General features: G+C 37.3%; 23 protein-coding genes. 13 read left to right on the top strand and 10 right to left on the bottom strand.

The window, feature by feature from the left end:
* Position 1 precedes the first annotated feature (1 nt).
* The 8 genes from AA650_RS18915 (at position 2) to AA650_RS18880 (ending at position 6857) form a co-directional block, all read left to right on the top strand.
* Positions 2-1213, top strand: a complete 1212-nt coding sequence (locus AA650_RS18915) for a glutathione S-transferase family protein (protein WP_053540207.1) — start codon at positions 2-4, stop codon at positions 1211-1213.
* Positions 1214-1240: 27 nt separating this feature from the next.
* Positions 1241-1681, top strand: coding sequence for a beta-lactamase hydrolase domain-containing protein (locus tag AA650_RS18910; RefSeq protein ID WP_053540206.1), 441 nt, complete (start codon positions 1241-1243; stop codon positions 1679-1681).
* A gap of 48 nt (positions 1682-1729) precedes the next feature.
* Complete coding sequence (locus AA650_RS18905) at positions 1730-2530, top strand: SDR family oxidoreductase (protein ID WP_053540205.1); 801 nt, start codon at positions 1730-1732, stop codon at positions 2528-2530.
* A 133-nt stretch (positions 2531-2663) separates the two neighbouring features.
* A complete protein-coding gene (locus AA650_RS18900) occupies positions 2664-4289 on the top strand; it encodes an FAD-dependent oxidoreductase (RefSeq protein WP_053540204.1) in 1626 nt (541 codons plus the stop codon).
* Between the two features lie 142 nt (positions 4290-4431).
* The gene (locus AA650_RS18895; protein WP_053540203.1) at positions 4432-4761 is read left to right on the top strand and encodes a 4Fe-4S dicluster domain-containing protein; all 330 of its coding nucleotides are present in this window, start codon (positions 4432-4434) and stop codon (positions 4759-4761) included.
* Positions 4762-4790: 29 nt separating this feature from the next.
* Entirely contained in the window at positions 4791-5738 is a 948-nt protein-coding gene (locus AA650_RS18890; protein ID WP_053540202.1) for a D-2-hydroxyacid dehydrogenase, read from the top strand.
* Between the two features lie 106 nt (positions 5739-5844).
* Positions 5845-6075: a hypothetical protein gene (locus AA650_RS18885; RefSeq protein ID WP_053540201.1), complete on the top strand. Its 231-nt coding sequence runs from the start codon at positions 5845-5847 to the stop codon at positions 6073-6075.
* A gap of 8 nt (positions 6076-6083) precedes the next feature.
* Positions 6084-6857: a phosphate/phosphite/phosphonate ABC transporter substrate-binding protein gene (locus AA650_RS18880; RefSeq protein ID WP_053540200.1), complete on the top strand. Its 774-nt coding sequence runs from the start codon at positions 6084-6086 to the stop codon at positions 6855-6857.
* A gap of 61 nt (positions 6858-6918) precedes the next feature.
* Here AA650_RS18880 and AA650_RS18875 read toward each other — a convergent pair whose 3' ends face one another.
* The 6 genes from AA650_RS18875 to AA650_RS18850 form a co-directional block, all read right to left on the bottom strand.
* On the bottom strand, positions 6919-8169 hold the full coding sequence (locus AA650_RS18875; protein WP_053540199.1) for a tetratricopeptide repeat protein: 1251 nt from the start codon (positions 8167-8169) through the stop codon (positions 6919-6921).
* Between the two features lie 294 nt (positions 8170-8463).
* Positions 8464-10593, bottom strand: coding sequence for a sensor histidine kinase (locus AA650_RS18870; RefSeq protein ID WP_053540198.1), 2130 nt, complete (start codon positions 10591-10593; stop codon positions 8464-8466).
* Between the two features lie 121 nt (positions 10594-10714).
* The gene (locus AA650_RS18865) at positions 10715-11242 is read right to left on the bottom strand and encodes an MgtC/SapB family protein (protein WP_053540197.1); all 528 of its coding nucleotides are present in this window, start codon (positions 11240-11242) and stop codon (positions 10715-10717) included.
* Between the two features lie 322 nt (positions 11243-11564).
* Entirely contained in the window at positions 11565-12608 is a 1044-nt protein-coding gene (locus tag AA650_RS18860; protein WP_053540196.1) for an aliphatic sulfonate ABC transporter substrate-binding protein, read from the bottom strand.
* A gap of 357 nt (positions 12609-12965) precedes the next feature.
* Positions 12966-14273 (bottom strand): MFS transporter, encoded by a 1308-nt coding sequence (locus tag AA650_RS18855; RefSeq protein WP_053540195.1) that lies wholly within the window; start codon positions 14271-14273, stop codon positions 12966-12968.
* 28 nt (positions 14274-14301) lie between these two features.
* The gene (locus tag AA650_RS18850) at positions 14302-15051 is read right to left on the bottom strand and encodes an SDR family NAD(P)-dependent oxidoreductase (RefSeq protein WP_053541346.1); all 750 of its coding nucleotides are present in this window, start codon (positions 15049-15051) and stop codon (positions 14302-14304) included.
* Between the two features lie 211 nt (positions 15052-15262).
* Between AA650_RS18850 and AA650_RS18845 the strand changes: the two genes are divergently transcribed.
* The 5 genes from AA650_RS18845 to AA650_RS18825 all read left to right on the top strand — a co-directional run bounded on the left by AA650_RS18845 (position 15263) and on the right by AA650_RS18825 (position 20447).
* The gene (locus tag AA650_RS18845) at positions 15263-16351 is read left to right on the top strand and encodes a sulfonate ABC transporter substrate-binding protein (protein WP_053540194.1); all 1089 of its coding nucleotides are present in this window, start codon (positions 15263-15265) and stop codon (positions 16349-16351) included.
* A gap of 121 nt (positions 16352-16472) precedes the next feature.
* Entirely contained in the window at positions 16473-17303 is an 831-nt protein-coding gene (locus AA650_RS18840; RefSeq protein WP_053541345.1) for a dienelactone hydrolase family protein, read from the top strand.
* A gap of 143 nt (positions 17304-17446) precedes the next feature.
* Complete coding sequence (locus tag AA650_RS18835) at positions 17447-18751, top strand: O-acetylhomoserine aminocarboxypropyltransferase/cysteine synthase family protein (RefSeq protein WP_053540193.1); 1305 nt, start codon at positions 17447-17449, stop codon at positions 18749-18751.
* 75 nt (positions 18752-18826) lie between these two features.
* On the top strand, positions 18827-19906 hold the full coding sequence (metX, locus tag AA650_RS18830) for a homoserine O-acetyltransferase MetX (RefSeq protein ID WP_053540192.1): 1080 nt from the start codon (positions 18827-18829) through the stop codon (positions 19904-19906).
* A 10-nt stretch (positions 19907-19916) separates the two neighbouring features.
* Positions 19917-20447 carry a protein-tyrosine phosphatase family protein gene (locus AA650_RS18825; RefSeq protein ID WP_053540191.1) on the top strand — a complete coding sequence of 177 codons (531 nt, stop codon included), beginning with the start codon at positions 19917-19919 and terminating at the stop codon, positions 20445-20447.
* Positions 20448-20490: 43 nt separating this feature from the next.
* Here the strand turns inward: AA650_RS18825 and AA650_RS18820 are convergent, their stop codons facing one another.
* The 4 genes from AA650_RS18820 to AA650_RS18805 all read right to left on the bottom strand — a co-directional run bounded on the left by AA650_RS18820 (position 20491) and on the right by AA650_RS18805 (position 23965).
* Positions 20491-21033: a DUF2808 domain-containing protein gene (locus AA650_RS18820; RefSeq protein WP_053540190.1), complete on the bottom strand. Its 543-nt coding sequence runs from the start codon at positions 21031-21033 to the stop codon at positions 20491-20493.
* 273 nt (positions 21034-21306) lie between these two features.
* A complete protein-coding gene (locus AA650_RS18815) occupies positions 21307-22239 on the bottom strand; it encodes a DUF4351 domain-containing protein (protein ID WP_053541344.1) in 933 nt (310 codons plus the stop codon).
* A gap of 167 nt (positions 22240-22406) precedes the next feature.
* On the bottom strand, positions 22407-22658 hold the full coding sequence (locus tag AA650_RS18810; RefSeq protein ID WP_053540189.1) for a type II toxin-antitoxin system HicA family toxin: 252 nt from the start codon (positions 22656-22658) through the stop codon (positions 22407-22409).
* Between the two features lie 152 nt (positions 22659-22810).
* On the bottom strand, positions 22811-23965 hold the full coding sequence (locus AA650_RS18805) for a hypothetical protein (protein WP_053540188.1): 1155 nt from the start codon (positions 23963-23965) through the stop codon (positions 22811-22813).
* Positions 23966-24118: the final 153 nt, after the last annotated feature.

The raw sequence follows: 24118 nt of genomic DNA, 5'->3' as shown, positions 1-24118 counted from the left end.
AATGTCTATTGCAAGCACTACCATATCTAATTGGGAACAACTGTTAGAAACTGCTCGACAAAATACCCCCGCCCGTCGAGTTAAAAGACCAGGACAAGCACCTTCTACTGCTCCTATTCCTAGTAGTTTAGATAAACTTACAAGCAATCAAAAACCACCAGTATTATTATATCGTGATAGTAACTCTTGGTGTCCTTTTTGCGAACGGGTTTGGTTTGCTTTAGAAGAAAAACAAATTCCCTTTGAAACAGAATTTATTGATCTGAGTAATAAACCGAAATGGTACACAGATTTAGTGCCAACAACCCTTGTCCCCGCAGCAAATATTGAGGGCAAATTCGTTTATGAATCAAAAGATATTCTTTTAGAATTGGAAGAACACTTTGGAGAAACATTGTTACCTGAAAATCCAGAAGAAAATGCGATTGCTAGAGAATGGGTTGAAGATGCAGAAACTAATGGTTTTCGGGATATTGCCTATAAATTTCTGAGACAACCTCCAGAAGATGCCAAAGAATTAGCAAATTTACAGGCAGAATTTGAAGCTAAATTAGATGAAATTGAAAAAACTTTAGGGAGATATCCAAAACCCTATTTTTTATCAACATTTAGTTTAGTAGATATTATGTATAGTCCCCATTTAGATAGATTGGCGGCTAATTTACCAGTATATAGAGGATATCACATCAAAGGAAATCCTCGTTTTCCTCTCATCAATGTTTGGTTTGCAGCACTTAAAAAACGTCCTGCTTACAACAGAGTTAAATCAGACAATATTACTAATAATTTACTTTTACGCCGTAGATTTGGTGTAGAACCTATTGGTAATCCCTTACCTTTAGATTTATTTGATGCTGAATTTATTGAATATCGGGCTGAAGCAGCAGAAAGATTAAGTGATAATCGAGAAACTGCTATTGGCGATATTCTCAAAAATTCAGGAGTTCAATCTTTAGGTGATATCTCAATAATCAAAGAAATTGTTGATTTTCACCTCAGACTATTAGCTGATTATCTCCTTAATGGTAATAACGAACTATTACTAGGAGGAAGAACAGGTGGAAAAGAAAGTATAGATCCAATTATCGCGGCTACAGGGGCTATTACACTGGCTTATGTGAGAAATAGGATTTGTGCGCCACGAGATATGAGTGCTGGTGCTGCAACTGCATTACGAGCCGCAGCAGATAAGGTTTTGGCATCTATTTATTGATTCCATTTCATCCAAAGAGGAATTAAAATGACTGATTTTAAAAAGATTAATGATGATTTGAGTATCGCTGGACAAATTTCTGCTGAGGAATTAAGAAAATTAGCAATTGAGGGTTTTAAATCAGTTTTGAATTTACGTGATCCTGATGAAAATGGTTTTTTCCATGATGAAAAGCAAGAAGCACAAATTGTAGGATTGGAATATACAAACATTCCTTTAAATTCTCAAGCACCAAATCAAGAATTAACAGCAGAAGCAATTCTAGAAATTGATCATTTACCCAAACCAATTTTAATTCACTGTGCTGGTGGTGCAAGAGCCGGAGGAATAGCCTTAATTGCAGAAGCAATTCAATCAGGTTTTACTTATGAAGAAATCGCTCAAAAAGCTAATGAATTGAGCATTAATTTAGAACAGCCACATCTCAAGCAATTTCTCGTAGAAAATTTTGCAGTTAAGCAAATTTAGGTTTTCTGTGATTATTTTGTTTGTAAATTTATCAAAGGTGCAATTTCTATGAGTTTAGAACTAAATCTGTCAGGTAAAACAGCAATTGTTACAGGTGGTAGTGCAGGAATTGGGTTAGCTACAGCTAAAGCTTTATATAGTGAAGGTGTGAATGTAGTTATTGCTGCTCGCAATCAAGAAAAACTTTATCAAGCAGTAGTTGATATTCAATTTTTACCTAATGCAGAGGCTAAAGTTATTGGTGTTAGTGCTGACTTAACCAAAGCAGAAGATGTTGAGAAAGTTGTCTCTACAACAATTGAACAATTTGGTAAAGTTGACATCTTGATTAATAATGCTGGTTCAGCCCGTGCGGGTTCGTTTTTAGAATTGAGTGATGAAGCATTTTTAGATGCTTGGAATTTAAAACTTTTGGGTTACATTCGATTAGTTAGAGCCGTTGTTCCCTACCTGAAAAATCAAGGTGATGGACGCATTGTTAACATTATTGGTGGTGCTGGACGCACACCCCGCCCCAACTTCCTGCCAGGAGGAACATCCAATGCGGCCCTACTCAACTTTACAAGAGGCATTTCTAAAGAATTAGCCCTAGATAATATTAGAATTAATGCCATTTCTCCAGGATTAACAGACACAGAAAGAGCGAAAACTTTAGCAGTGCAAAATGCCCAAAGTTTGGGTATTACTGTAGATGAATATAAAGCCCAAGCAGTGAAATCAATACCTTTAGGAAGAATAGCTAAACCTGAAGAAATTGCATCTCTAGCTTTATTTTTAGTTTCTGATTTAGCTGCTTCTATTACTGGTGTAGAAATTCAAGTTGATGGTGGTAGTACACCAGGAGTTTAAACCAACATACAATTTTCTTAAACTTTGCGTCTTTGCTCCTTTGCGTCTTTGCGCGAAATATAATTCATACCTTGATTCAGCAAAATCCAAAAATTTCATTTTTCAACCATAATCTTAACAAAGAGGAATTTCCATGACTCAAAAACAATTATTTTCCCAAGATAGTGATGTTGATCCCACCTTATTAGCTGATGTATTAGTAATTGGTGGTGGACCTGCTGGTACTTGGTCAGCGTGGAGTGCTGCTAATGCTGGTGCTAAAGTGGTTTTAGTAGATAAAGGCTATTGTGGTACAAGTGGCTGTGCCGCCGCATCAGGTAACGGTGTATGGTATGTTGCACCAGAACCAGACAGTCGAGAGGCTGCAATGGCTTCTAGAGAAGCTTTAGGAGGATTTTTATCTAGCCGTGATTGGATGCAACGGGTACTAGATCAAACCTATGCGAATGTCAACCAACTAGCTGACTGGGGTTATCCTTTCCCTACAGATGAAGAGGGTAAACCCTATCGGCGCAGTCTGCAAGGTCCAGAATATATGCGTTTGATGCGGCAACAAATAAAACGGGCAGGAGTGAAAATTTTAGATCACAGTCCGGCTTTGCAGTTGTTGGTAGATGCAGAAGGGGCTGTAGCTGGGGCGACGGGGGTTAACCGTCAGACTGGCGAAAAGTGGGTTGTGCGATCGCATTCAGTGATCATTGCCACCGGAGGCTGTGCTTTCTTGAGTAAAGCCTTGGGTTGCAATGTGCTAACAGGCGATGGATATCTCATGGCAGCCGAAGCGGGTGCAGATATGTCGGGAATGGAATTTTCCAATGCCTATGGCATCGCACCTGCTTTTTCTTCTGTCACCAAAACCTTATTCTATAATTGGGCAACTTTCACCTACGAAGATGGTACACCCATCCCCGGTGCTGGTTCACAAAAAGGGCGTTCTGTGATTGCCGAAACTTTGATAACTCAACCAGTTTATTGCATCATAGACAAAGCCTCAGAAGAAATGCAGGTAACAATGCGGTTATCTCAACCCAATTTCTTCCTACCCTTTGATCGTGCAGGTATTAATCCCTTTACTCAACGCTTCCCTGTAACTCTGCGTTTAGAGGGGACTGTCCGGGGTACAGGTGGCATTAGAATTACCGATTATACTTGTACTACTTCTGTGCGTGGACTTTATGCCGCTGGCGATGCAGCTACAAGGGAATTAATTTGTGGTGGTTTTACTGGTGGTGGTAGTCATAATGCAGCCTGGGCGCTATCTTCAGGGTATTGGGCAGGACAGTCTGCGGCTACATACTCCCATAATTTAGGTGTGCAAGCCAACCAACGACCAGTTCAAGCTGTAGGTAGTGTAGGATTTATTTCTGGTAGTGAAAAACAAATTCACAGTGAAGACATCATCAAAGCCACTCAAGCGGAAGTTTTCCCATATAACCGCAATTATTTCCGCAATGAACAAACTTTAACGGAATCATTGCAAAGATTACATTCTCTCTGGGATGAAATTCGCAATAGTCAAGTTGCAGATAATAGCAATATTCTCCGCACGAGGGAAGCTGCGGGAATGGTAGCCACAGCTAGATGGATGTATAGCAGTGCCTTGGAACGCAGAGAAACAAGAGGTATGCACAAACATTTAGATTATCCAGAACAGGATACTAATCAACAACATCATTTAATTAGTGGTGGTTTGGATCAAGTTTGGGTGAAAGCTACACCTATACAGGATACAAAAGCAAAAGAACTTGTAACTGTTTAATTGTAGGTTGGGTTGACGCTCATGTTACCCAACATGATCAAAACTTTTGCTATGTTTCATTCTCCTCAACATGATCATAACTTGTGTTGGGTTTCACTTCGTTCTACCCAACCTACATCAATATTAATTTTGGATTTTTATTATGATTGAATTAGTTAGTGAATCCCGGTGCATTGAATGTAATATCTGTGTTAAAGTTTGCCCGACAAACGTATTCGATAAAGTACCAAATGCACCTCCAAGAATTGCCAGACAAAGCGATTGTCAAACCTGTTTTATGTGTGAATTATACTGTCCGGTAGATGCGCTTTATGTTGCACCCGATGTAGAACCATTAACAGGAATTAACGAACAATCATTAGCAGAAGCTCAACTTTTAGGAAGTTATCGCAAAAATATTGGTTGGGGAAAATCTCTCACAACTACAGCTAAAGAAGATTCAACATATCAATTATTGCAGAAGATGAAATAGAACATCAAAAATAATCGAAGTTATCAATTATGAAACTGATTTTACCAGTAGAAACTGCCGATGAAATTGAGCCACATTTACCTGAAGGTACTGTTGTAGTGCGTGTGGATGGTGAAGGTAATATAGATGGTGATGCCACAGATGCCGAAGTTTACTTTAGTTACTTTTATCTCAAACCTACTACTTTACATCGAGTATTAGATGCTGCGCCTTTGCTGCGTTGGCATCATGCCCCAAATGCAGGTGTAAATCATATTTTGACACCAAAATATTTGGAACGAAATTTAATTTTAACTAATGGTTCTGGAGTACATGGTATTCCCATTGCTGAATTTGTGATTGCTTATTTATTGGCTTATTCTAAGCGATTACCAAGTTTATATAAACTACAAAATGAGCATAACTGGCAAAGAGGTTTACCAATTCAAGAATTATTCGAGAAAACTTTATTAATTATCGGTGCAGGTGGAATTGGTCAAGAAATTGCTGTTCGTGCTAAAGCATTTGGAATGCGTATTTTTGGCAGTTCTCGTCATCCAAAATCATTACCAAACTTTGATAAAGTAGTGGGTGCAAATGAATGGAAACAACTACTGCCAGAAGCAGAATTTGTGGTAATAGCTACACCTTTAACTCCAGAAACAAAGGGAATGATTGATGTGGAAATCCTGCGTTTATTCCGCCCTGATTCCTATTTAATTAATATTGCACGAGGGGCAATAGTTGATGAATCAGCACTGACTACAGCTTTACAGGAAGGCTGGATTACTGGTGCGGCTTTAGATACAGTATTTACTGAACCATTACCAGCAGAAAGTCCCTTGTGGACATTGCCAAATGTGTTTATTACACCCCATTGTTCTGGAAATACTCCTAGAGTTAAGGAGAGAACACTTGCCCTATTTCTTGATAATTTCAACCGCTATCGTCAAGGACAAACTTTACGCAATGTAGTAGATAAAACTGCTGGTTATTAGGGATTTTTATTCGTCAAAATAGGAAAACCAGATTTTTTTTGATATAATCTACGGTAAGCCTATCGAGTTGCTGTGCTTTAGTTTTTTATTGACAAGAGAATTTATCATGACATTAGCCCAAGACATTAATATTCAGATCCATCAAAAAGCATATCCTCATGTTTTAGGGAAGGTATCAGAACTAGGAGTATCCTTATTTAAGGGGACATGGTGGTATATTCATCCTTATATAATAGTTTTCAAAATCATGCTGCTTGCTTTTGCTAGTCTCAGTTTTTTATATATTCATTACTCTAGGCAAAAGCTAATTAAAATTTTCCAAAATAGCAGTGTTTAAAAAAAAGAATGACTAAGATTACAAAATTACAGGCTGTATCTTATTTAGCTCCTAATTATTTTGGACTATATCAGGAGATTACAGCTTATTTAGGTCGTGTTTTACAAGTAGAAATTGCACTACATCAAAGTAAATACGACCCCTTAAAAGACACTCTATTATTTAAAGACCAAATAGACTTGGCTTTTATTTGTGGATTACCACTAATTCGTTATAGTCAAATAGCACCAAATCAATTACAGACATTAGTTGCGCCTGTGATGCAATCATCTCGATATGGTGATTGTCCTGTATACTATGCAGATGTGATTGTTAAGACTGATAGCAATATTCAGAAGTTTGCTGATTTATCAGGGAAAACTTTTTGCTATAATGACTCTGGTTCTAATAGTGGTTATCATTTACTTTGGCGGTGGTTGAGTCAAGAAAAATATCCACCCAATTTCTGGGGAAAATCTCTAGAATCAGGTTCTCATCAACGTTCTATTCGTTGGGTAGTTGAAGGACTGGCTGATTGTGCAGCCATTGATAGTGTTGTATTAGAACAAGAATTACGGGATTTTCCTGAATTATCACACCATTTACGTGTGGTGCAAATAATTGGACCTTCTCCGATGCCACCATTGGTAACAGCGCGGCGTTTAGGTATCTCTTTGATTCAGCAAATGCAATTGGCTCTACTCCAACCAGATGCTCAGTTGCAAGAAATTATGAAACAATTTAGTGTTAAGCGTTTTGATGCAGTGAAGTTAGAAAATTATCTGGTACTTAATCAGTGCTAATAATATAGGGACGGGCAAGACTTGTACTGAGCTTGCCGTAGTATGCCCATCCCACAAAATTCTAAGCACTGATAGGATAAATTCGATGCTGCTTTTGTTCGCACAAGAGAGCATCTTGATAAATTTCTGCAAATAATACTCGCTGTGCATGACTTCCCCCAATCTCATGCAACCGCGATAATACAAATTTGAGTTCGTTAACAGTTGTCTGGAAATCACCTTGAGCATGAGCTACCATGCCCTTAGCTGCGGGAATTGCTATCTTTACCCAACTCCTGCGGAGAAAGGGATTAATACTCAAGGCGTGATGTTCCATACTTTGAAGCATTTCTTTTACCCAGTTATTGTGTCCAGCTTTGGCAAGGGCATAGACATAATGCAAATCCTGGAATGGTAATGCGTGTTCATCAATGCGACTGTAAAGATAAGGACTGATATCTTGCCAACGGTTGCCTACATCTACTCCACGTAATTCTAGCCGTAATAACATGGAAATTGCCCCTACTTGGTCTTTGGGAGATTGTTTGTTAGCACGTTGCCAAATATGCTCATCGTAGATTTTCAGAACCTTTTCGTAGTTTTCTAATTGCCAATAATACAGTGCTATATGCCACCAGTTGTGGGTATAAAGCATAGAGTTACAGTTGTCCCAGGTATATGCAAAATTCTCCATCCAAATTATTCCCTCCTGAGTTCTTCCTTGGGTTTCCATTACATGACCAATAGCATGATGCGCCCAAGGATCATATCTATTTAAGGCGATCGCCTCAAGTGCCATTTTTTCTGCTGCTGGTAATTGGTGACATTGTTCTAAGCCAAAGGCCACCATCCCATATAGATAATCTTTTTGGGGATTGTTAGGTAAAACTTTTTGGGCAATTTCTAGTAATTTTTCTTTATTACCTGTATAAAAATAGTGATATTGCCCCTGCTGCACGGAAATTAAATCAGTGGGAAATTGATTGGTAATCTCTTCATGAAGGGCTATTCCTACATCAATCTCTTGATTTGCCCAAGCTAAAATTGCTTCTACGTATAACTGTTCTCTGGCAGTAATTTTGCCTAAATTTCTGTGTGCGACTTGCAAATATGGTTGTGCCTGTTGCCAATCTTTTGTACTTTCTTGACTCAGATGATAAGCGGCTGCATAAGCATTAGCTAAAGCACAATTTGGATCAGCCTCAACTGCTTCTAAAATCGCTGTTTTTGCATCTTTACCATAAGCAAGGGATTGATCAATAAAACGGTTAATAGCAGCGATCGCTTCGGCTGAACCTGTTGTCACTAACAGCCCTTGTCCATCTTTAAGCATGATGAATTCCTTACAGCAAGATTTAAATTCTTAAACTACGGCAACTTGGTCGGAATACCGGGGTTATTGACTAGATTATGCCACAGCCTCTCCCAAACCGCAAGTAAAAACTACGGTAAGTTGATAGAGTTACTGGATAAATATACATTTTTGCAAAGCTTTATTTCCGAGAACTACCTCGATGAATGAATGCTGTTGATTGGGTTCAATCTAAATAAATACAAAATTACTGTATAATAGTTAAGTCATTTGAATTGAGTGTTATTAATGCAGTCACTACATTATTAAGTCCATTCAACTCACCAACTCCCGACACAGAGGAAGCTTAATCTGAAACTCTGTTCCCTTTCCAGGCTCTGAGAAAAAATCAAGTTTGCCACTGTGTCGTTCTACTACTATTTGATAGCTAATTGATAATCCTAGTCCTGTTCCTTGACCAACTGGTTTAGTTGTAAAGAAGGGATCAAATACTCGTAGCTTCGTTTCTTCACTCATACCTAATCCGTTATCTGCAATGTAGATCAAAACCCAACGATTATCTATCACATTAGTCCGAATAGTAATGGTAGGAATAAAATTATTTGGCTGATGGGTAATAGTTTTCTCTAAAGCATCTATGGCATTACTCAAAATATTCATAAATACCTGGTTAAGTTGTCCTGGAGAACAATCCACAATCGGTAAATTTCCATATTCTTTATTAAGAATAATAGTAGGTTTGTGAGAATTACGTTGCAAACGATGCTGCAAAATTAATAATGTATTTTCAATTCCTTCATGAATGTTGACTGCTTTGATTTCTGCTTCATCCAAGCGCGAGAAATTTCGTAGAGAATGGACAATATCTCTAATTCTTTCGCTACCCACCCGCATAGAATTGAGTAGTCGAGGTAGATCGTTACTAACAAATCCAAGTTCAAATTTTTCCATTGCTATCTGAACTGCATTTAGAGGTTGTGGATAACATTGCTGGAAAGTTTGAACTATATTTAATAATCCTTGAACATATTCTTCTAAATAGTTGAGGTTGCCATAAATAAAATTTGCTGGATTATTGATTTCATGAGCAATTCCCGCTACCAATTGTCCTAAACTGGACATTTTTTCACTGTGAATCAATTGCATTTGCGTTTGTTGCAATTCTTTCAATGCTTGTCGTAAATTCTGAGTTTGGGTTTTTAGTTGTAATTCAGATTCTCGTAATTCTTCCTCAGCTTGTTTGCGTCGGGTAATATCTGTGTGAGAACCTGCCATGCGGTATGGTTTATTCCAAACATCTCGTAACAGTATTCCTCGGCAAAGTACCCAAAGATAGTTACCATTGCGATGTTGTAAGCGATATTCTTGTTCATAAGTGGAAAGTTGCCCTTCAAAGTATTGCCGAAAAGTTGTTAAAACGCGATCGCTATCATCTGGATGTAACCGCTGTTTCCACTCTTGAAAAAGATTCGGAATCTCAGCTTCAGCGTACCCTAACATTTCTTTCCAGCGGTTAGAAAAGAAGACTTCATTTGTTTCCAAATTCCAATCCCATAATCCATCGTTTGATCCTTTAACTGCTAATTCAAAACTAGAAGTTGTCTTGCCAAAATCTTTATAAGGATGAACTTGTAAAACTTGAAAGCATTCATGAAATGATTGATAATTGAGAGGAATTGTCCAACCTTCCGATTTTGCTGCTTTCGCTGCGGGATGATCTTTTGGTAATTTTAGTAATGCGATCGCTACTTGTTCTGCTAATTGACTCGGAGTTTCTTGGGTAACAGCAAAAGGCCATTCAGGATATAACTGGGTACTCAAAGCAAAGGGAAATTTTTCTCCATACTGCGTTTGCTGATTAATGATTTTGAAGTTTTTCAAATCAACTTTTCCCTCTAAAGCCATCTGTTCCAATACATTTGTAGAAATAGTTCCTGCATCTGCCTTACCTTCCCCAATAGCATATATCACTGCATCATGACTATTGGTAAATTGCAAACTTTGAAAATCCCGGTAAGGATTTATCCCTGCTTCTACAATTTCTCTCCATGCTGATCTCCAACCTCCAAAAGAATTTTCCGCAACAGCAACAAAGTTTTTACCCCGCAAATCCGTCAAACTCTGAATATTGTCACAATGAGCATTACAGAAAATTACTCCACCAAACATGGTATAAGCTCGTCCCATCCGCAACTGCTTTAAAGTTGCCGGCCGATTTACTCCATAAAGGGCTTCAAATTCCACATATATTCCCGGACTAGCAATTACAAATTCCACTGCATTCTGTTCAATAGCAGCACCAATCTGGGTGAAATTTAGAGGAACAATAGTAAAGTCATATTCAGAAAGTTCTGTGGTCAGATAATCTGCTGTTTTTTGCCAAGTTTGTAGCGTGTTCTGGATATCTCGATGTGCTAAAACACCAATTTTCATAAGGAGTTTCATAGCTTAGTATTAATTGTATAAAGATGGAATTGAGCCTCCGGGCATAATTTTTACTGTCGTACTGATAGAATGACTAGTTATTAATTATTAATTAGACAAGTATTTTGTGACTTATTTACTATTAATCATCATCAGTAATATCATTTAGCTGTGAAGCAAGTTCTTGACTATTTTGACCAATTAAAAACCTCAGAAATCGATCAAGCCGCTTTACACCACTGAGGGTAATTAAAGTCAATAATCCTCCCAATAATCCCATTTGCCACAAACCACAACCAATGGCTGCTCCCAATCCTGCCGCCGTCCAAACACAGGCTGCTGTAGTCAAACCCCGCACTTTTGGCACTTCAGATTTTCTAGGAGATTCTTGCAAAATTAATCCTGCACCAAGAAACCCTATACCTGTAGTTACACCTTGAATCGTGCGACTTACGGCATTAGTGGTTGCGAAGGAACTATCACCTTCAGCTTGCAAAGGAATCATCACAAATAGTGCTGCTCCCATACTCACTAACATAAATGTCCTCATCCCTGCTGGTCTACCACCTTTCTGACGGTTCAATCCAATGATGCAACCGACTAAAAGCGCCAATATTAGTCTAAAACCTATATGTACCCAATCATCGGCAGCCAGAAACATTGCACTCATGGATTGATTCCTCTGTAAGATGGAATGGAGTTTTGCACCTATTACCCGCAGGGAGAAAGATTACCCACTCTTCATTGGTGTCAATCCAACTCCGGTAAGTTGATAGGCTTAAAGTAGTTTGTTGCTACTTTAGCAGAAAATTAAAAATAAGTAAAATAATTGAAATTGAGAAAAATTCATCCATATCTAGGTGACAGGGAACAGGTGACAGAATTCAAAGTCAGTTTGAGATACAGATATTAATGATAAAACCCTTGTAGTGCGAGCAAGATGCTCGCAAATAGTGTACCTCAAGCAGATGGAATATCCAGTAACTGAAAAATTATTTCAGCCGTTTAGGTGTAATAGCTTCAGTTAATTGAGGTGAAAGAGTTGCTTCCTTGACATTTATCTTGCGGGGAATAACTTTTTCGTCAAAATAAAAATCAGCTACTCGCTGTTGTTCAGCAATAATGCCAGGTGTCAGTTTTCTTAACCGATATGTCCGTCGACGGGCCACAGTTTCTAACACTGATTCATCTAATTTCAGTTCAGGTGCAAAAGCTTTGGCAACTTCTTTAGGGTTCTTATCAGCCCATTCTCCCACCTTATCTGCTTCTTCTAAAAACACTCTTGCCAATTCAGGATTTTTGGTAATAAACTCCCGTCTACCCAGATAAAATCCGCCGAGAGTATTAATCCCTGAAGCATTTCTGAGATTACGAATAGGGATGGTTTTTTCGACAAGAGCTAAAAAGGGATCACCACCTACCCAAACTTCAACTTTATTTTGAATAAAAGCATCGCGGGCTTCAGATGGAGTTAGTCCCACAACTTGAACATCACTAATCTTTAAACCCACTTCTTTTAAAGCTTTAGCTAATAAATAGTGGGCATTAGATCCCCGTTGAAATGCAACTTTTTTACCCTTAATATCCGCTAATTTATTAATCGGAGAATTGGCTCTGACGATAATACCTTGCCCTAGTCCTCTACTGGGTACACGCCCAGCAATATAAATGATTTCTGTGATACCAGCAGCTTGGGAAAATATTGGGGGTGTTTCTCCCACTGTACCGATATCAATCTTACCTGCATTCATGGCTTCTATTAGTTGTGGACCTGCTGGAAATGGTCCAACCCAATTCACCGTTACACCTAATTCTTTAAAACGTGGCTCAACAACTTTTTTAACTTTGACAATATCCCCAGAGGTTTGATAAGCTAAGTTGATAACTTTAGAACTAAATCCAGATTTTGTCTGGGCTTGGCTTGTTTGTAATAAACTACCTGTCAAGGGTGTAGATAGAGTAAATAATCCCAGTAGTGAATATTGAATAAATCGGTTTAAAACTATGCGCTGTTGTGGCAAAAATGGTATTTTCATGGCTGAAATATTTGGAGTTTACAAAATTGATAATTTTTATTCTGTTAAAGCAAAAACTCTCGTATTCTTATCGAAATTACGTATTTAAATATTATCTTTACACAAAAAATCTGAAAATCAAGTATTTTCCAATACATTTATTATTTTTTTCAAGATTTATTTGAAGTATTTAGGTAATATAGCAATCCTAAATTTTATGAACAACAAGATCCCCGACTTCTTAGAGAAGTCGGGGATCTGAATTTGAATGAAATAGGCTGTACTCAAAAAATCACCAAAGTAGGGATAATTCATAAATTACCCATACACACATAATAATCACGGCTTCGATAACATCATCTGTAAGTTCTATGCTGACTAAGAAATTAATCCCATTTCTTGATATATGGGGTTTACCACTGTTCTAATCTCTGAGATTTGTCTAGTAAAAAAACAAGCTCCCAAAATACAACAAACACCACCAAATAATAAGGCATTAGCAACGCCAATATAATTTGCTAATCCTCCAAAAAATAAATTACCAAAAGGTAGTATTCCCAAAAAAGTAGTCATAAATATACTGGTTACTCGTCCTCTTTTATCTTCTTCCACAAGAATTAGTTGCAGAAAATTACTAATTGAAGCTAGAGTTAAGGTGTTAGTTAATCCCACAATAAAGATTAATACCAAACAAATTTCTAGCTGTGTTGAGAGAGAAAATAATATTAATGATACTCCCAAGACTAAAGTAGAAATTGCCATAACCTTTTCTAGTCCTATTACTTTCTTACGCTGCATGAGATAAATCCCCGAAAATATAGAACCCAAAGCTGTAGAAGTCATCAGAAAACCCATTGTTTCTGCATTGCCTTTTAGCACTTCTTTGGCAAATATCGGTAGAAGATTTACATAAGTCATTGCCATAAAGCAAATTATAATTTGCAATATTAAAATAGATTTAATAGGCACGAAATTATAGACAAAAATAAATCCTTCTTTCAAGTTATGCCAAATTTTTGGAGATTTTGATGTAGATAAATTATTGATATTTGGTTTTATCCGCATAGTTAAGATAGCTACTATAAAAGGCAAATAGCTAATAGCATCTACTAAAAAACATAAACCTGCTCCATTTCTAGCAATTATCAAACCCCCAATCATCGGACTGACAAATTTAGCTGTATTAATTAAAAATGAATGCACAGCCATTGCACTATAAGTATCACTTCTATTTTCTACTAATCTAGGAATAGTTACTTGACGTGCTGGTAAATCAAAAGCTTTGACTATGCCTTGAAGAATACCAATGATAATAATATCTGTAAAATTTATCTGATTACTAATAGTTAAAAAAGTTAGTAATGAAGATAAAAGAATAGATACTATCTGAGTAGTTAATAAAACATACTTTAAATTCCATCTATCTAGTAATACTCCTACCAATGGCGTAATCACCAAACCCATAGCTTGATTGCTAAAGCCAGCTATACCAACTAACATGGCTGAATTTGTCAATTGATAAACCATCCATACTAAAGCAATTTGTGTCATCCAAGAGCCGAAAAAAGACACGCTTTCTCCAATGAGAAAACCAGATAAATTGGGTGATTTAATTGCAGGTGAAATTTTCAAAAAAGCAAATATTTTGTTGCTTTTCTTTAATGATGTGCTATTTTCTTCTAACATTAATATTACCTATTTTCAGGTATAGTCATTACCGATCTTGCTGAGTTGGACGAATTAAGATTTCATTTACATTTACGTGCTGTGGTTGGGTAACAGCATAAACTATTGCTGCTGCGATATCTTCACTTTGTAATGGTGTAATTGCTTTCCGTCTGGCTGCAATTTCCTGCTTTGCTACTACATCGGTAATATGCTGATCAATTTCTGTTTCTACTAAACCAGGCTCGATGATAGTAACGCGGATATTGTCTTGATATACTTCCTGTCTTAATGCTTCCGAAAAGGCATTTACACCCCATTTAGTTACATTGTAAGCTGCCATTCCTGCACGGGCAATGCGTCCAGCGACGGATGAAATATTAACGATATGTCCTGATTTTTGCGCTTTAAAAATAGGTAAAACTGTGTGAGTTGCGTACATTAACGCCAAAACATTAATATCAATCATTTTCCGCCAGTTTGACGGATCTGCATTTTCAATCCTACCTGGAAATGATATACCTGCATTATTTACCAAAATATCGACGCGCCCAAATTCTGCATGAGCTTTTTGGATCAAATTTTTAACTTGTACTTCATCGGTAATATCTGCAACAACAGGTAATACTTGTCCACCATTTTCAGTAATATGTTTTGCTACTGCTTCTAAACGCTCTCCCCTTCTAGCTGCAATTATTACTTTTGCTCCTTCTGCTGCGAGTGAAATAGCTGTAGCTTCCCCAATTCCCGAAGAAGCCCCGGTAACAATGGCGACTTTTCCTTCTAATTTACTTGCCATAGCGAACATCCCTTGATTAGTTAAAATACGGTATCTTGATACAAATACTGTTGATTTAAAATCAAGCATCTCACAGATCACTAGAAAAAGCAACAAAAATAACCTCTATGTGATACTCTAAGAAAAAAATACGGTAAACTGATTGATATACTGTAGTTTTGTGATAAATTAACTTGAGTCCAAATATTCTATTGACCTTAACACCAGAGTAATGTTGACTAAATTTTCTCCATTCCGACTATTGGAAGCTGGAATCACCTTCCTAAAAAAATATCAAAAGCAGAACATCCACACTCTTTCCTTACTATTTGCAGTTGGACTAAGTTTGACTTTTGTTATTTCGGCTTGTTCTCCTAACACAAGCGAGAATACTGGGACAACTCAGACAGCGCAAACAACTAAAACCGCTATTTCAAGTCCAACTTCTAACAGTACAGTGGTTCGTATTGGCTATCAAAAAGCTGCAACTGTCCTCTACGCATTAAAAGCCAAAGGGGAATTAGAAAAAGCTTTAAAAGCCTCTGGTGCTTCTGTCACTTGGACTGAATTTCCCGCCGGTCCACCCATGTTAGAAGCTTTAAATGCGGGAAGTATTGACTTTGGTTACACAGGAGAAGCGCCCCCTGTATTTGCCCAATCAGGAGGTACACCGTTTGTTTATGTTGCTTATGATCCATTGAGTACCAAAGCTGAAGCGATTATTGTTCCTCAAGATTCACCTATTAAAAGTGTGGCTGATCTCAAAGGTAAAAAAGTTGCTTTTGCTAAAGGCTCTAATACTAATTATTTAGTAGTAAAAGCATTGGAAAAAGCAGGATTACAATATAAAGATATCGAACCTATGGGTCTTAAACCAGCCGATGCTCGCGCTGCTTTTGAAAGTAAAAAGGTGGATGCTTGGGCTATTTGGGACCCCTACTTAGCAGCAGCCGAGAAAGCAATAAGTGTCCGCACTTTAACAGATGCGACTGGATTAGCACCTAATCGTGGTTATTATCTGGCTGCTAAATCTTTTGCTGATAGCAATTTAGATACTCTGAAAACGGTTATTGATGAAGTTAAGAAAGTAAGCGACTGGACAAAAAATAATCCACCTGAAGTTGCTAAGTTACTATCACCTATATTAGGTATAGATGCTGCTGTTTTAGAAATAGCCGAAAAGCGGCGTGAGTATGGTGTATTACCCCTAACAGATGAAATAATTACGAAACAACAAGAAATTGCTGATGCTTTCTATAAGATCAAATTGATTCCTAAAGAAGTCAAGGTTAAGGAAATAGTTTGGCAAGCTAATAAATAATTTGGTAATTGGTAATAGAAAAATTACTAATTATCAATTATTTCTAAAAATCTGCCTTTACTCTCTCTGTGTCTGGAGCGCCTCTGCGTGAGAAAAAAATAAATCAAGGTAATTAAAAATGATCAAAGAAATAACACGGCGTGAATTTATTGCCACTGCTGCCTTAACAACTGGTTTTGCTTTAGCCGTACAACCTGTTTTTGCTAAAGTAATTACCACAGATACAAAAGGATTAATTGCGGGAGGGGTGAAAATTCCCGTTGAGGGTGGGGAAATTCCGGCATATAGAGCGCAACCAGAAAAAGGTGAAAATTTCCCCATTGTTTTAGTAATTCAAGAAATATTTGGTGTTCATGAACATATACAGGATGTTGTTAGACGCTTTGCTAAATTAGGGTATTTAGCGATCGCCCCTGAACTATTTATCCGTCAAGGTGATGTGTCAAAATTAAGCAATATTGACGAAATTCGCGCAATTGTGTCCAAAATTCCCGATGCTCAAGTCTTATCAGATTTAGATGATATTGTTACTTGGGCTGTAAAATCAGCCAAGGGTAACGCTGATAAATTAGCAATTACGGGTTTTTGCTGGGGTGGTCGAATCACTTGGTTATATGCAGCACATAATCCCAACGTAAAAGCAGGTGTGGCTTGGTATGGAAGATTGGTAGGCAATGTAACCGAACTACAGCCTAAACACCCTGTTGATATTGCTTCTGAGTTAAAAGTCCCCGTGCTGGGACTCTATGGAGGTCAAGATACAGGTATTCCTGTGGACACAGTAGAACAAATACGAGAAAAACTCAAATCTAGTAGCAATAAATCAGAGATAATTGTTTATCCTGATGCACCTCACGCCTTTTTTGCCGATTATCGCCCTTCTTACCGCGAAAAAGAAGCCCAGGATGGTTGGCAAAGACTCCAGGTATGGTTTAAACAGTATGGAGTGTGAGTTTCAATATTTCTAGAACTTACGCAGAAATTACGGACAAACCAACCGCAGAGGCGCAGAGGACGCAGAGAAATAAGAGTTTGAGAGGTTTTGCGTAAGTCCAAATTTCATGTTTTGATAGTCAACCTATTTAAATACTAACTATGTCAGAAAATTATCGTTTTGAAACCCTACAAGTCCATGCTGGACAAAAACCTGCACCTGGTACTAATGCCCGTGCTGTACCAATTTATCAAACCACTTCCTACGTTTTTGATGATGCTGAACATGGAGCGCGGTTATTTGCTCTCCAGGAATTTGGTAACATTTATACCCGGATTATGAATCCGACAACGGATGTATTTGAAAAAAGAATTGCAGCATTAGAAGGGGGTGTAGCAGCTTTAGCCACTGCAAGCGGTCAAGCGGCACAATTTTTGGCAATAAGTACGATCGCTCAAGCAGGAGATAATATAGTTTCTACCAGTTTCCTTTATGGGGGAACTTATAACCAGTTCAAAGTTACTCTTCCACGATTGGGAATTAATGTCAAATTTGTGGAAGGAGATGATCCAGAAAATTTCCGTCAGGCAATTGATGAAAACACAAAAGCCTTGTATGTCGAAACCATTGGTAATCCCCAATTCAATATCCCAGACTTTGCTGTTTTAGCTCAAATTGCCCATGAAAACGGCATTCCTTTAATTGTAGATAATACCTTCGGTGCAGGTGGATATGTAGCACGACCAATTGAACATGGTGCAGATATTATCGTAGAATCTGCTACTAAGTGGATAGGTGGGCATGGTACATCTATTGGTGGTGTCATAGTTGATTCTGGTAAATTTGATTGGGGTAACGGCAAATTTCCCCTCTTTACTGAACCTTCCCCTGGTTATCATGGATTGAATTTTCAAGAAGTATTTGGGAAAGGTAGTCAATTTGGTAACATTGCTTTTATTATTCGTGCCAGAGTCGAAGGATTACGAGATTTAGGAGCAGCATTGAGTCCATTTAACGCTTTTCTATTACTGCAAGGATTAGAAACTCTTTCCCTGCGTGTAGAACGTCATATCAACAATGCTTTAGAATTAGCCAAATGGTTAGAACAACAAGAGCAAGTAGCATGGGTTAATTATCCAGGACTTCCCAATCATCCATATCATCAACGAGCAAAGAAATATCTTCGACATGGCTTTGGAGGAGTTCTTAATTTTGGTATCAAAGGTGGATTAGAAGCAGGTAAAGCTTTCATTAGTAATGTGAAATTAGCTAGTCATTTGGCAAATGTCGGTGATGCAAAAACCCTTGTTATTCATCCTGCTTCTACAACTCATCAACAGCTAAGTGATAGTGAACAAATTTCGGCTGGTGTGACACCAGATTTAGTGCGGGTATCTGTGGGAATTGAACATATTGACGATATTAAGGAGGACTTTGAACAGGCATTTAAGAAGATTTCTGGCTAATATACCAAAAGAAAAAGATCCCCGACTTCTTTAAGAAATCGGGGATCTGGGGATCTATAGCTAATTGCTAATTTTATGAAATACTTAGACTTCATTTCATCAAAAAACCAGTTTTACCAATTGTCAGCACCATTTTCATTAGAATCTGGTGAAGTATTAATTGATGTTCAGGTTGCTTATCGCACTTGGGGAAAATTAAACGCAAACGGCGATAATGGAGTCTTAATTTGTCATGCTCTAACTGGTTCTGCTGACGCTGACGACTGGTGGGGAGATTTGTTTGGTTCAGGAAAAGTCTTTGATTCTGACCAGGATTTTATTGTGTGCAGCAACATTTTAGGAAGTTGTTACGGTACAACTGGAGCAACTTCTATTAACCCAAATACAGGAAATATTTATGGTGCATCTTTTCCCAGAATTACAATTAGGGATATGGTTCACCTCCAAGCTGCATTACTAGAATATCTGGAAGTTAAATCTCTACGGTTAGCAATTGGTGGTTCGCTGGGTGGAATGCAGGTTTTAGAATGGGCTTTATTATATCCAAAAAAGGTGAGAGCGATCGCACCAATGGCATCACCTGGAAGACATTCAGCTTGGTCTATTGGCTTGAGTGAAGCCCAAAGACAGGCAATTTATATAGATCCAAATTGGCAAGGAGGAAACTATACAATTGATGCACCACCAGTCCAAGGATTAGCAGTAGCGCGGATGATGGCAATGATTACTTATCGTTATTGGGACAGTTTTACAAATCGTTTTGGTAGACAGCAGGATGAATCTAATAAGTTTGCGATCGCTAGTTATTTACAATATCAAGGTCAAAAACTAATAGAACGTTTTGATGCTAATACCTATATTACATTAACTCATGCAATGGACAGTCATGATGTTAGTTGGAACAGAAAAGATTATCAATCAGTTTTGCAAAGTATCAAACAACCAACTTTAATTATCTCCATTGATTCTGATGTTCTTTATCCTCCAGTAGAACAACAAGAATTAGTAGATTTAATTCCTCATGCTCAACTAGGATTACTGAAATCAACTCACGGACATGATGCTTTTTTAATTGATATGGAAGCATTGAATGAAATGGTAGTCTCTTTTAGACAAGAATCAGATGATGAGCAATTAAAAAAATTCAAAATTTAGCTAGTTGAAAATGTACAAATTTGCTGCTGCTTGGGAACAAGAAACTATAGTATTTGGTGCTTCTCAACCTGGATATTCTAATCAGCAAGTAGAAGACTGGATTAAGTTTATGAAATCCCAAAATATCAAGGGAGTTTGCTGTTTACTTAGTGAAAAACAACTAGCTAATTATGCCCATCTTTTAGATACATATCGGCAAGAATTTGGTAATCAACAAGTTTGTTGGACACCAATTGAAGATTTTCATTTATCTGATTTAGAAACACTCACACAAAAAATATTGCCTTTTTTAATCACAGCAAATCAACAAAATGAAAAAGTAGTTGTGCATTGTGCTGGTGGAATTGGACGGACTGGACATATATTAGCGGCTTGGTTAGTTAGTGTGCGGGGATTTTCTAATCAAGATGCAATTTCTGCTGTTATAAGAACAGGGAGAAATCCTCATGAAGCTGTAATGTTAAGTAAAAATCCGTTACAAGTTGCACAAGAATTAAATGTGCTGCTGAATAATTGTCGTCTAGCATTCTTAACTAATTGATGAATATTGCATTTGCATGAAGAATCAGCAATTCCTACACACTTTACCTTTGATAAAATAGGTGATTATCAAAATCATTGTAAAATTGCAACCGGGCAGTTCCCACAACTAAATCATTCGTTTTCTCACCAGAGGAAATAACATGAACTCGAAATAGATAAATACCTTCGCTGGTGGGATTATAAAAAGGTTTTAAACCGATAATAATTGTTTGATTTGCAGAAACTGGTTTATCAAAAGTAGCAATGATAGTTTGTGGTTGAGTTGAACTCTTTGTTAGGGTAATACCTAGCTTTTCTTTTTGTCCACTTGCTTCTATGAAAGCAAAACTGTCTTTCTGATTGAATTTAATATTTTCTACACCTTCTATTTGTGTTAAAACAACCTGTTGCAGTTGCCAATTAGCCAGAGATTCTGGTAATTTGATTTTGAAATAATAAGTTGCGTCCCAAGAACCTGTTTGATTATAGGTTGTTTTGGCAGTTAACAAGGGTTTTGGTGGTATCCCGTAGGTAGTAGGCACAGATAACAAAAAGATTCCTGTACTAATAGCTAGGGTTTTACAAAGAGTTTTAAAGTTGTTCATGTTTTTAGGATTTGATATTTTAAATAGGTTTTTCTATTGAATTATACCCCTTCATTTTAGCAAGTGGAAGTCACTAATGATTACAATACTGTTTAGTTAAGAGTTTTTGTAGGTTGGGTTAAGCGACAGCGCAACCCAACAAAAGTCTGTAAGTGTTGGGTTTCCTAACGTCAACCCAACCTACCTGATTTAATGTTTTTAGATTATGACAAGTATAGGTTGTTTGAAAAATGGTTCTAATTGCATAATTAACTCCCTAATAATCAAAATGAATTAAATTGAGTGTTGGGTTAACCAAGCTTCTAAATCAGCAACACTAGAAAAGTCTAATAATGCCTCTCCTAAATTTTCTAACTGTTCAATTGATAATCCTGTAATTCGCTCGATTAATAACGCATCAATTTCCCCAATCCGACGATGTAGTAGACGCAGTATTAAGTTTTTTTCTCCTTCTTGCTTTCCTTCTTGCTTTCCTTCTTGTCTTCCTTCTTGTCTTCCTTCTTCTTTAGCTTGTTCTCTATCTCTTTGATAAAATGGTTCTAATCGCATAATTAACTCCCTATCATCTGTTTCTAGTTCTTGATTTACTCTCAAATTTTCGCGCAAGTTGTAAACTAATTCCAGGGTGGCTTTTTGGTAAGGGTGATCTAATGGTAACGCCTGCAACTCGATAATTGCTTGTGATTGTACGCTTCCCCTACCCAAAAGCCTCAACCATAAAGTCTCCTGTGTTTGTGGTAGTTGGTGTATTGCCACAATTGCTGTTCGCAAGGCATCTGCTAAAAAATGTACTCCCGATAACCAATCTTCTTTTTGGATAGTTCCAAAGCTAGATAAACGAGTTTCAGATATGGTGGGGGTTAAAATCCACAATTTAGGAATTTCTGACTCCTGAAGTTTGATTTTATTGGCTTTGGCTTCTCGTCGCAATGAAGCCTTGACTTCTAATAACTTGAGAATACAGTCGCAGATTTCATCGCTAGAAGCTGGATTGCGGTATGGTTCTATTATTGCAGGATTTTCGGCAAGTCTTCCTAGTAAGCCCAGTATTTGTAATTTAGAAGTTTGTTGTTTAGCAGGTGTGAATAAAACATCTATTTCTTTAATTTCTCCTGAGACTTTTTCTGATGCTTTGACTTCTCCGTAATCTTTTAATAATTCTTCTAGATAGTCTTTAGCGAATTTATCATGTATAAACCTAGTCATTAAATTTGAATTTTGAGTAAAATCTGGGAAATAATTTGGAATTCTATTATGTAGCATTTAGCAATTGATTATGCACAAATTCTAAAACCTGCTTTATCTTCTGAACAGGAAACTTGGATAAAGGAGATTTTAGATAATATTTATACATTGTAATTACAGGTAATACTTTAGCTTGCAACCTTTCCTAAAAAACTGTCGAAAGAATTGCTATTTATTAACCCATTTTCTGCCAATACTCGACGTACAGCTACCAAATGCACAGGTTGAACATAAGCCCGTTGTTCGTAAGCTGGTAAAATGACCAAAGTTCCTGACAATGGATATTGATAGATTTGCTGAGAACCTGTTGTTGGTACTTTAGTAAAACCTATCTTGAAAAGCAACTGTTCTAGGTCACTAAACTGAATATCTCTAACCATGATGACGAATCACTCCTTTTAACTGGTTTAGAATATCATTCCGGTATTGGGCAAATTTTTTGATTGCTTCTTGATCTAGTATATTTGTTTTAGGCAAGTGAATAGTAACTCTTGGGTGAGGGATATTTTGAAGAAAGATAGGATATAAATTCTCAATTCTCAACATTATTTTTGAGTTTATCTAGCATTACTGAAATTAGTTTGTCTCTCTCCAACAATGAACCATCTAACCCGGTAACTTGACAAAAAGTATCATCAATAATTTTTCTACCCCCTTGATAAATGTGAACATGAATACCCATTTCTTGGGGTTGATTGCTAGTCCAGAGAATAGCTGGTGTTGAAGCCCAAACTTTTAGCTGATGATCTTGATAATCTCTAAGATCAAGGATACGATCGCTATTGACAAAGTTAGTATTTTGTGTAAATTTATCTACTAATTCCTTAATTGGACTGCTGATCATTGGTTCTTTTGACCAATTAGAATCAACACCGCAGTTGCCACAAAAATGTTTTTTATGAGGGTTCTTTGCAAAATCACCTAAGTCTAAATGTGGGTGATGGCATTTGTTACAGTTAAGTATGCCTAAAGGAAGATTATTAATCAATGCTTCTAGATATGCTAGTGCTGCTGGTGGAGCAATAACAACTCTTTTTTTATCCTCCATAACACCAAGTAAGGGTAATATATCATTTGCTGTTATTACCACTGCTGGATAATTAGTATCAATAGTCTTTTTACCACCTATTTTGGGGCGTGCATGGACGTGAATTTTGACCTTATCAATGTCCATCTCGTCTGTAGTGTTAATTGCTGTTGGTAAAGCTGCCCAAATACCAATTCCCCCTTCATAATCACCAGGATCAATCACCAAAGGTTTCTTGGTATAATCCATCGGCTGTTTTGCATTTGCACATTTGATGCCCTCTTCACCCTCTCGCGCAGCTTGTAGCAAATCTGCTTTAGTTCCCCAGTGAACCTGATGAGTGCGACACCACCAACGCTGCGCTCCATTGCGAAATTTGCCGCAGTTCACAATATCGCATGGTAAAATTACGCCTTCATCGCTTTCTGCTGGTGGAAATTGCCCTATAACAGTTTCGCTAAATGGGACAGCATTTCCTAGCGTCCTTTCCTTTCCCCAGACCACTGCAAACTCCTTTGTCATTTTGCCAATAGTAGCTGACTCTTCTACCCCCAGAGATTTAATCCTTTTTTTCTCAAAACACTTCTTTTCTTCGTTGTAGCGTTCTTCCATAAGATATAAGTATGTGATTCCATCTTTAGTTTTGCGCTCAATCAACATATTATTTACCTTCTTTGAGTTTATGTATAAGGAAACTAGAACTATTTTACTAATAGTTGCTGCAATTTATGAACTTATTGGACTCACTTTTTCAGCAAGCCCTAACTAAAAATATATTCAATATGATATAAAAACTGACATGGACAAAAATGA

The organism is Anabaena sp. WA102 (assembly GCF_001277295.1).
In the GTDB taxonomy this organism is placed as follows: Bacteria; Cyanobacteriota; Cyanobacteriia; order Cyanobacteriales; family Nostocaceae; genus Dolichospermum; species Dolichospermum heterosporum.
This window is presented reverse-complemented; position numbering and strand designations above follow the sequence as displayed.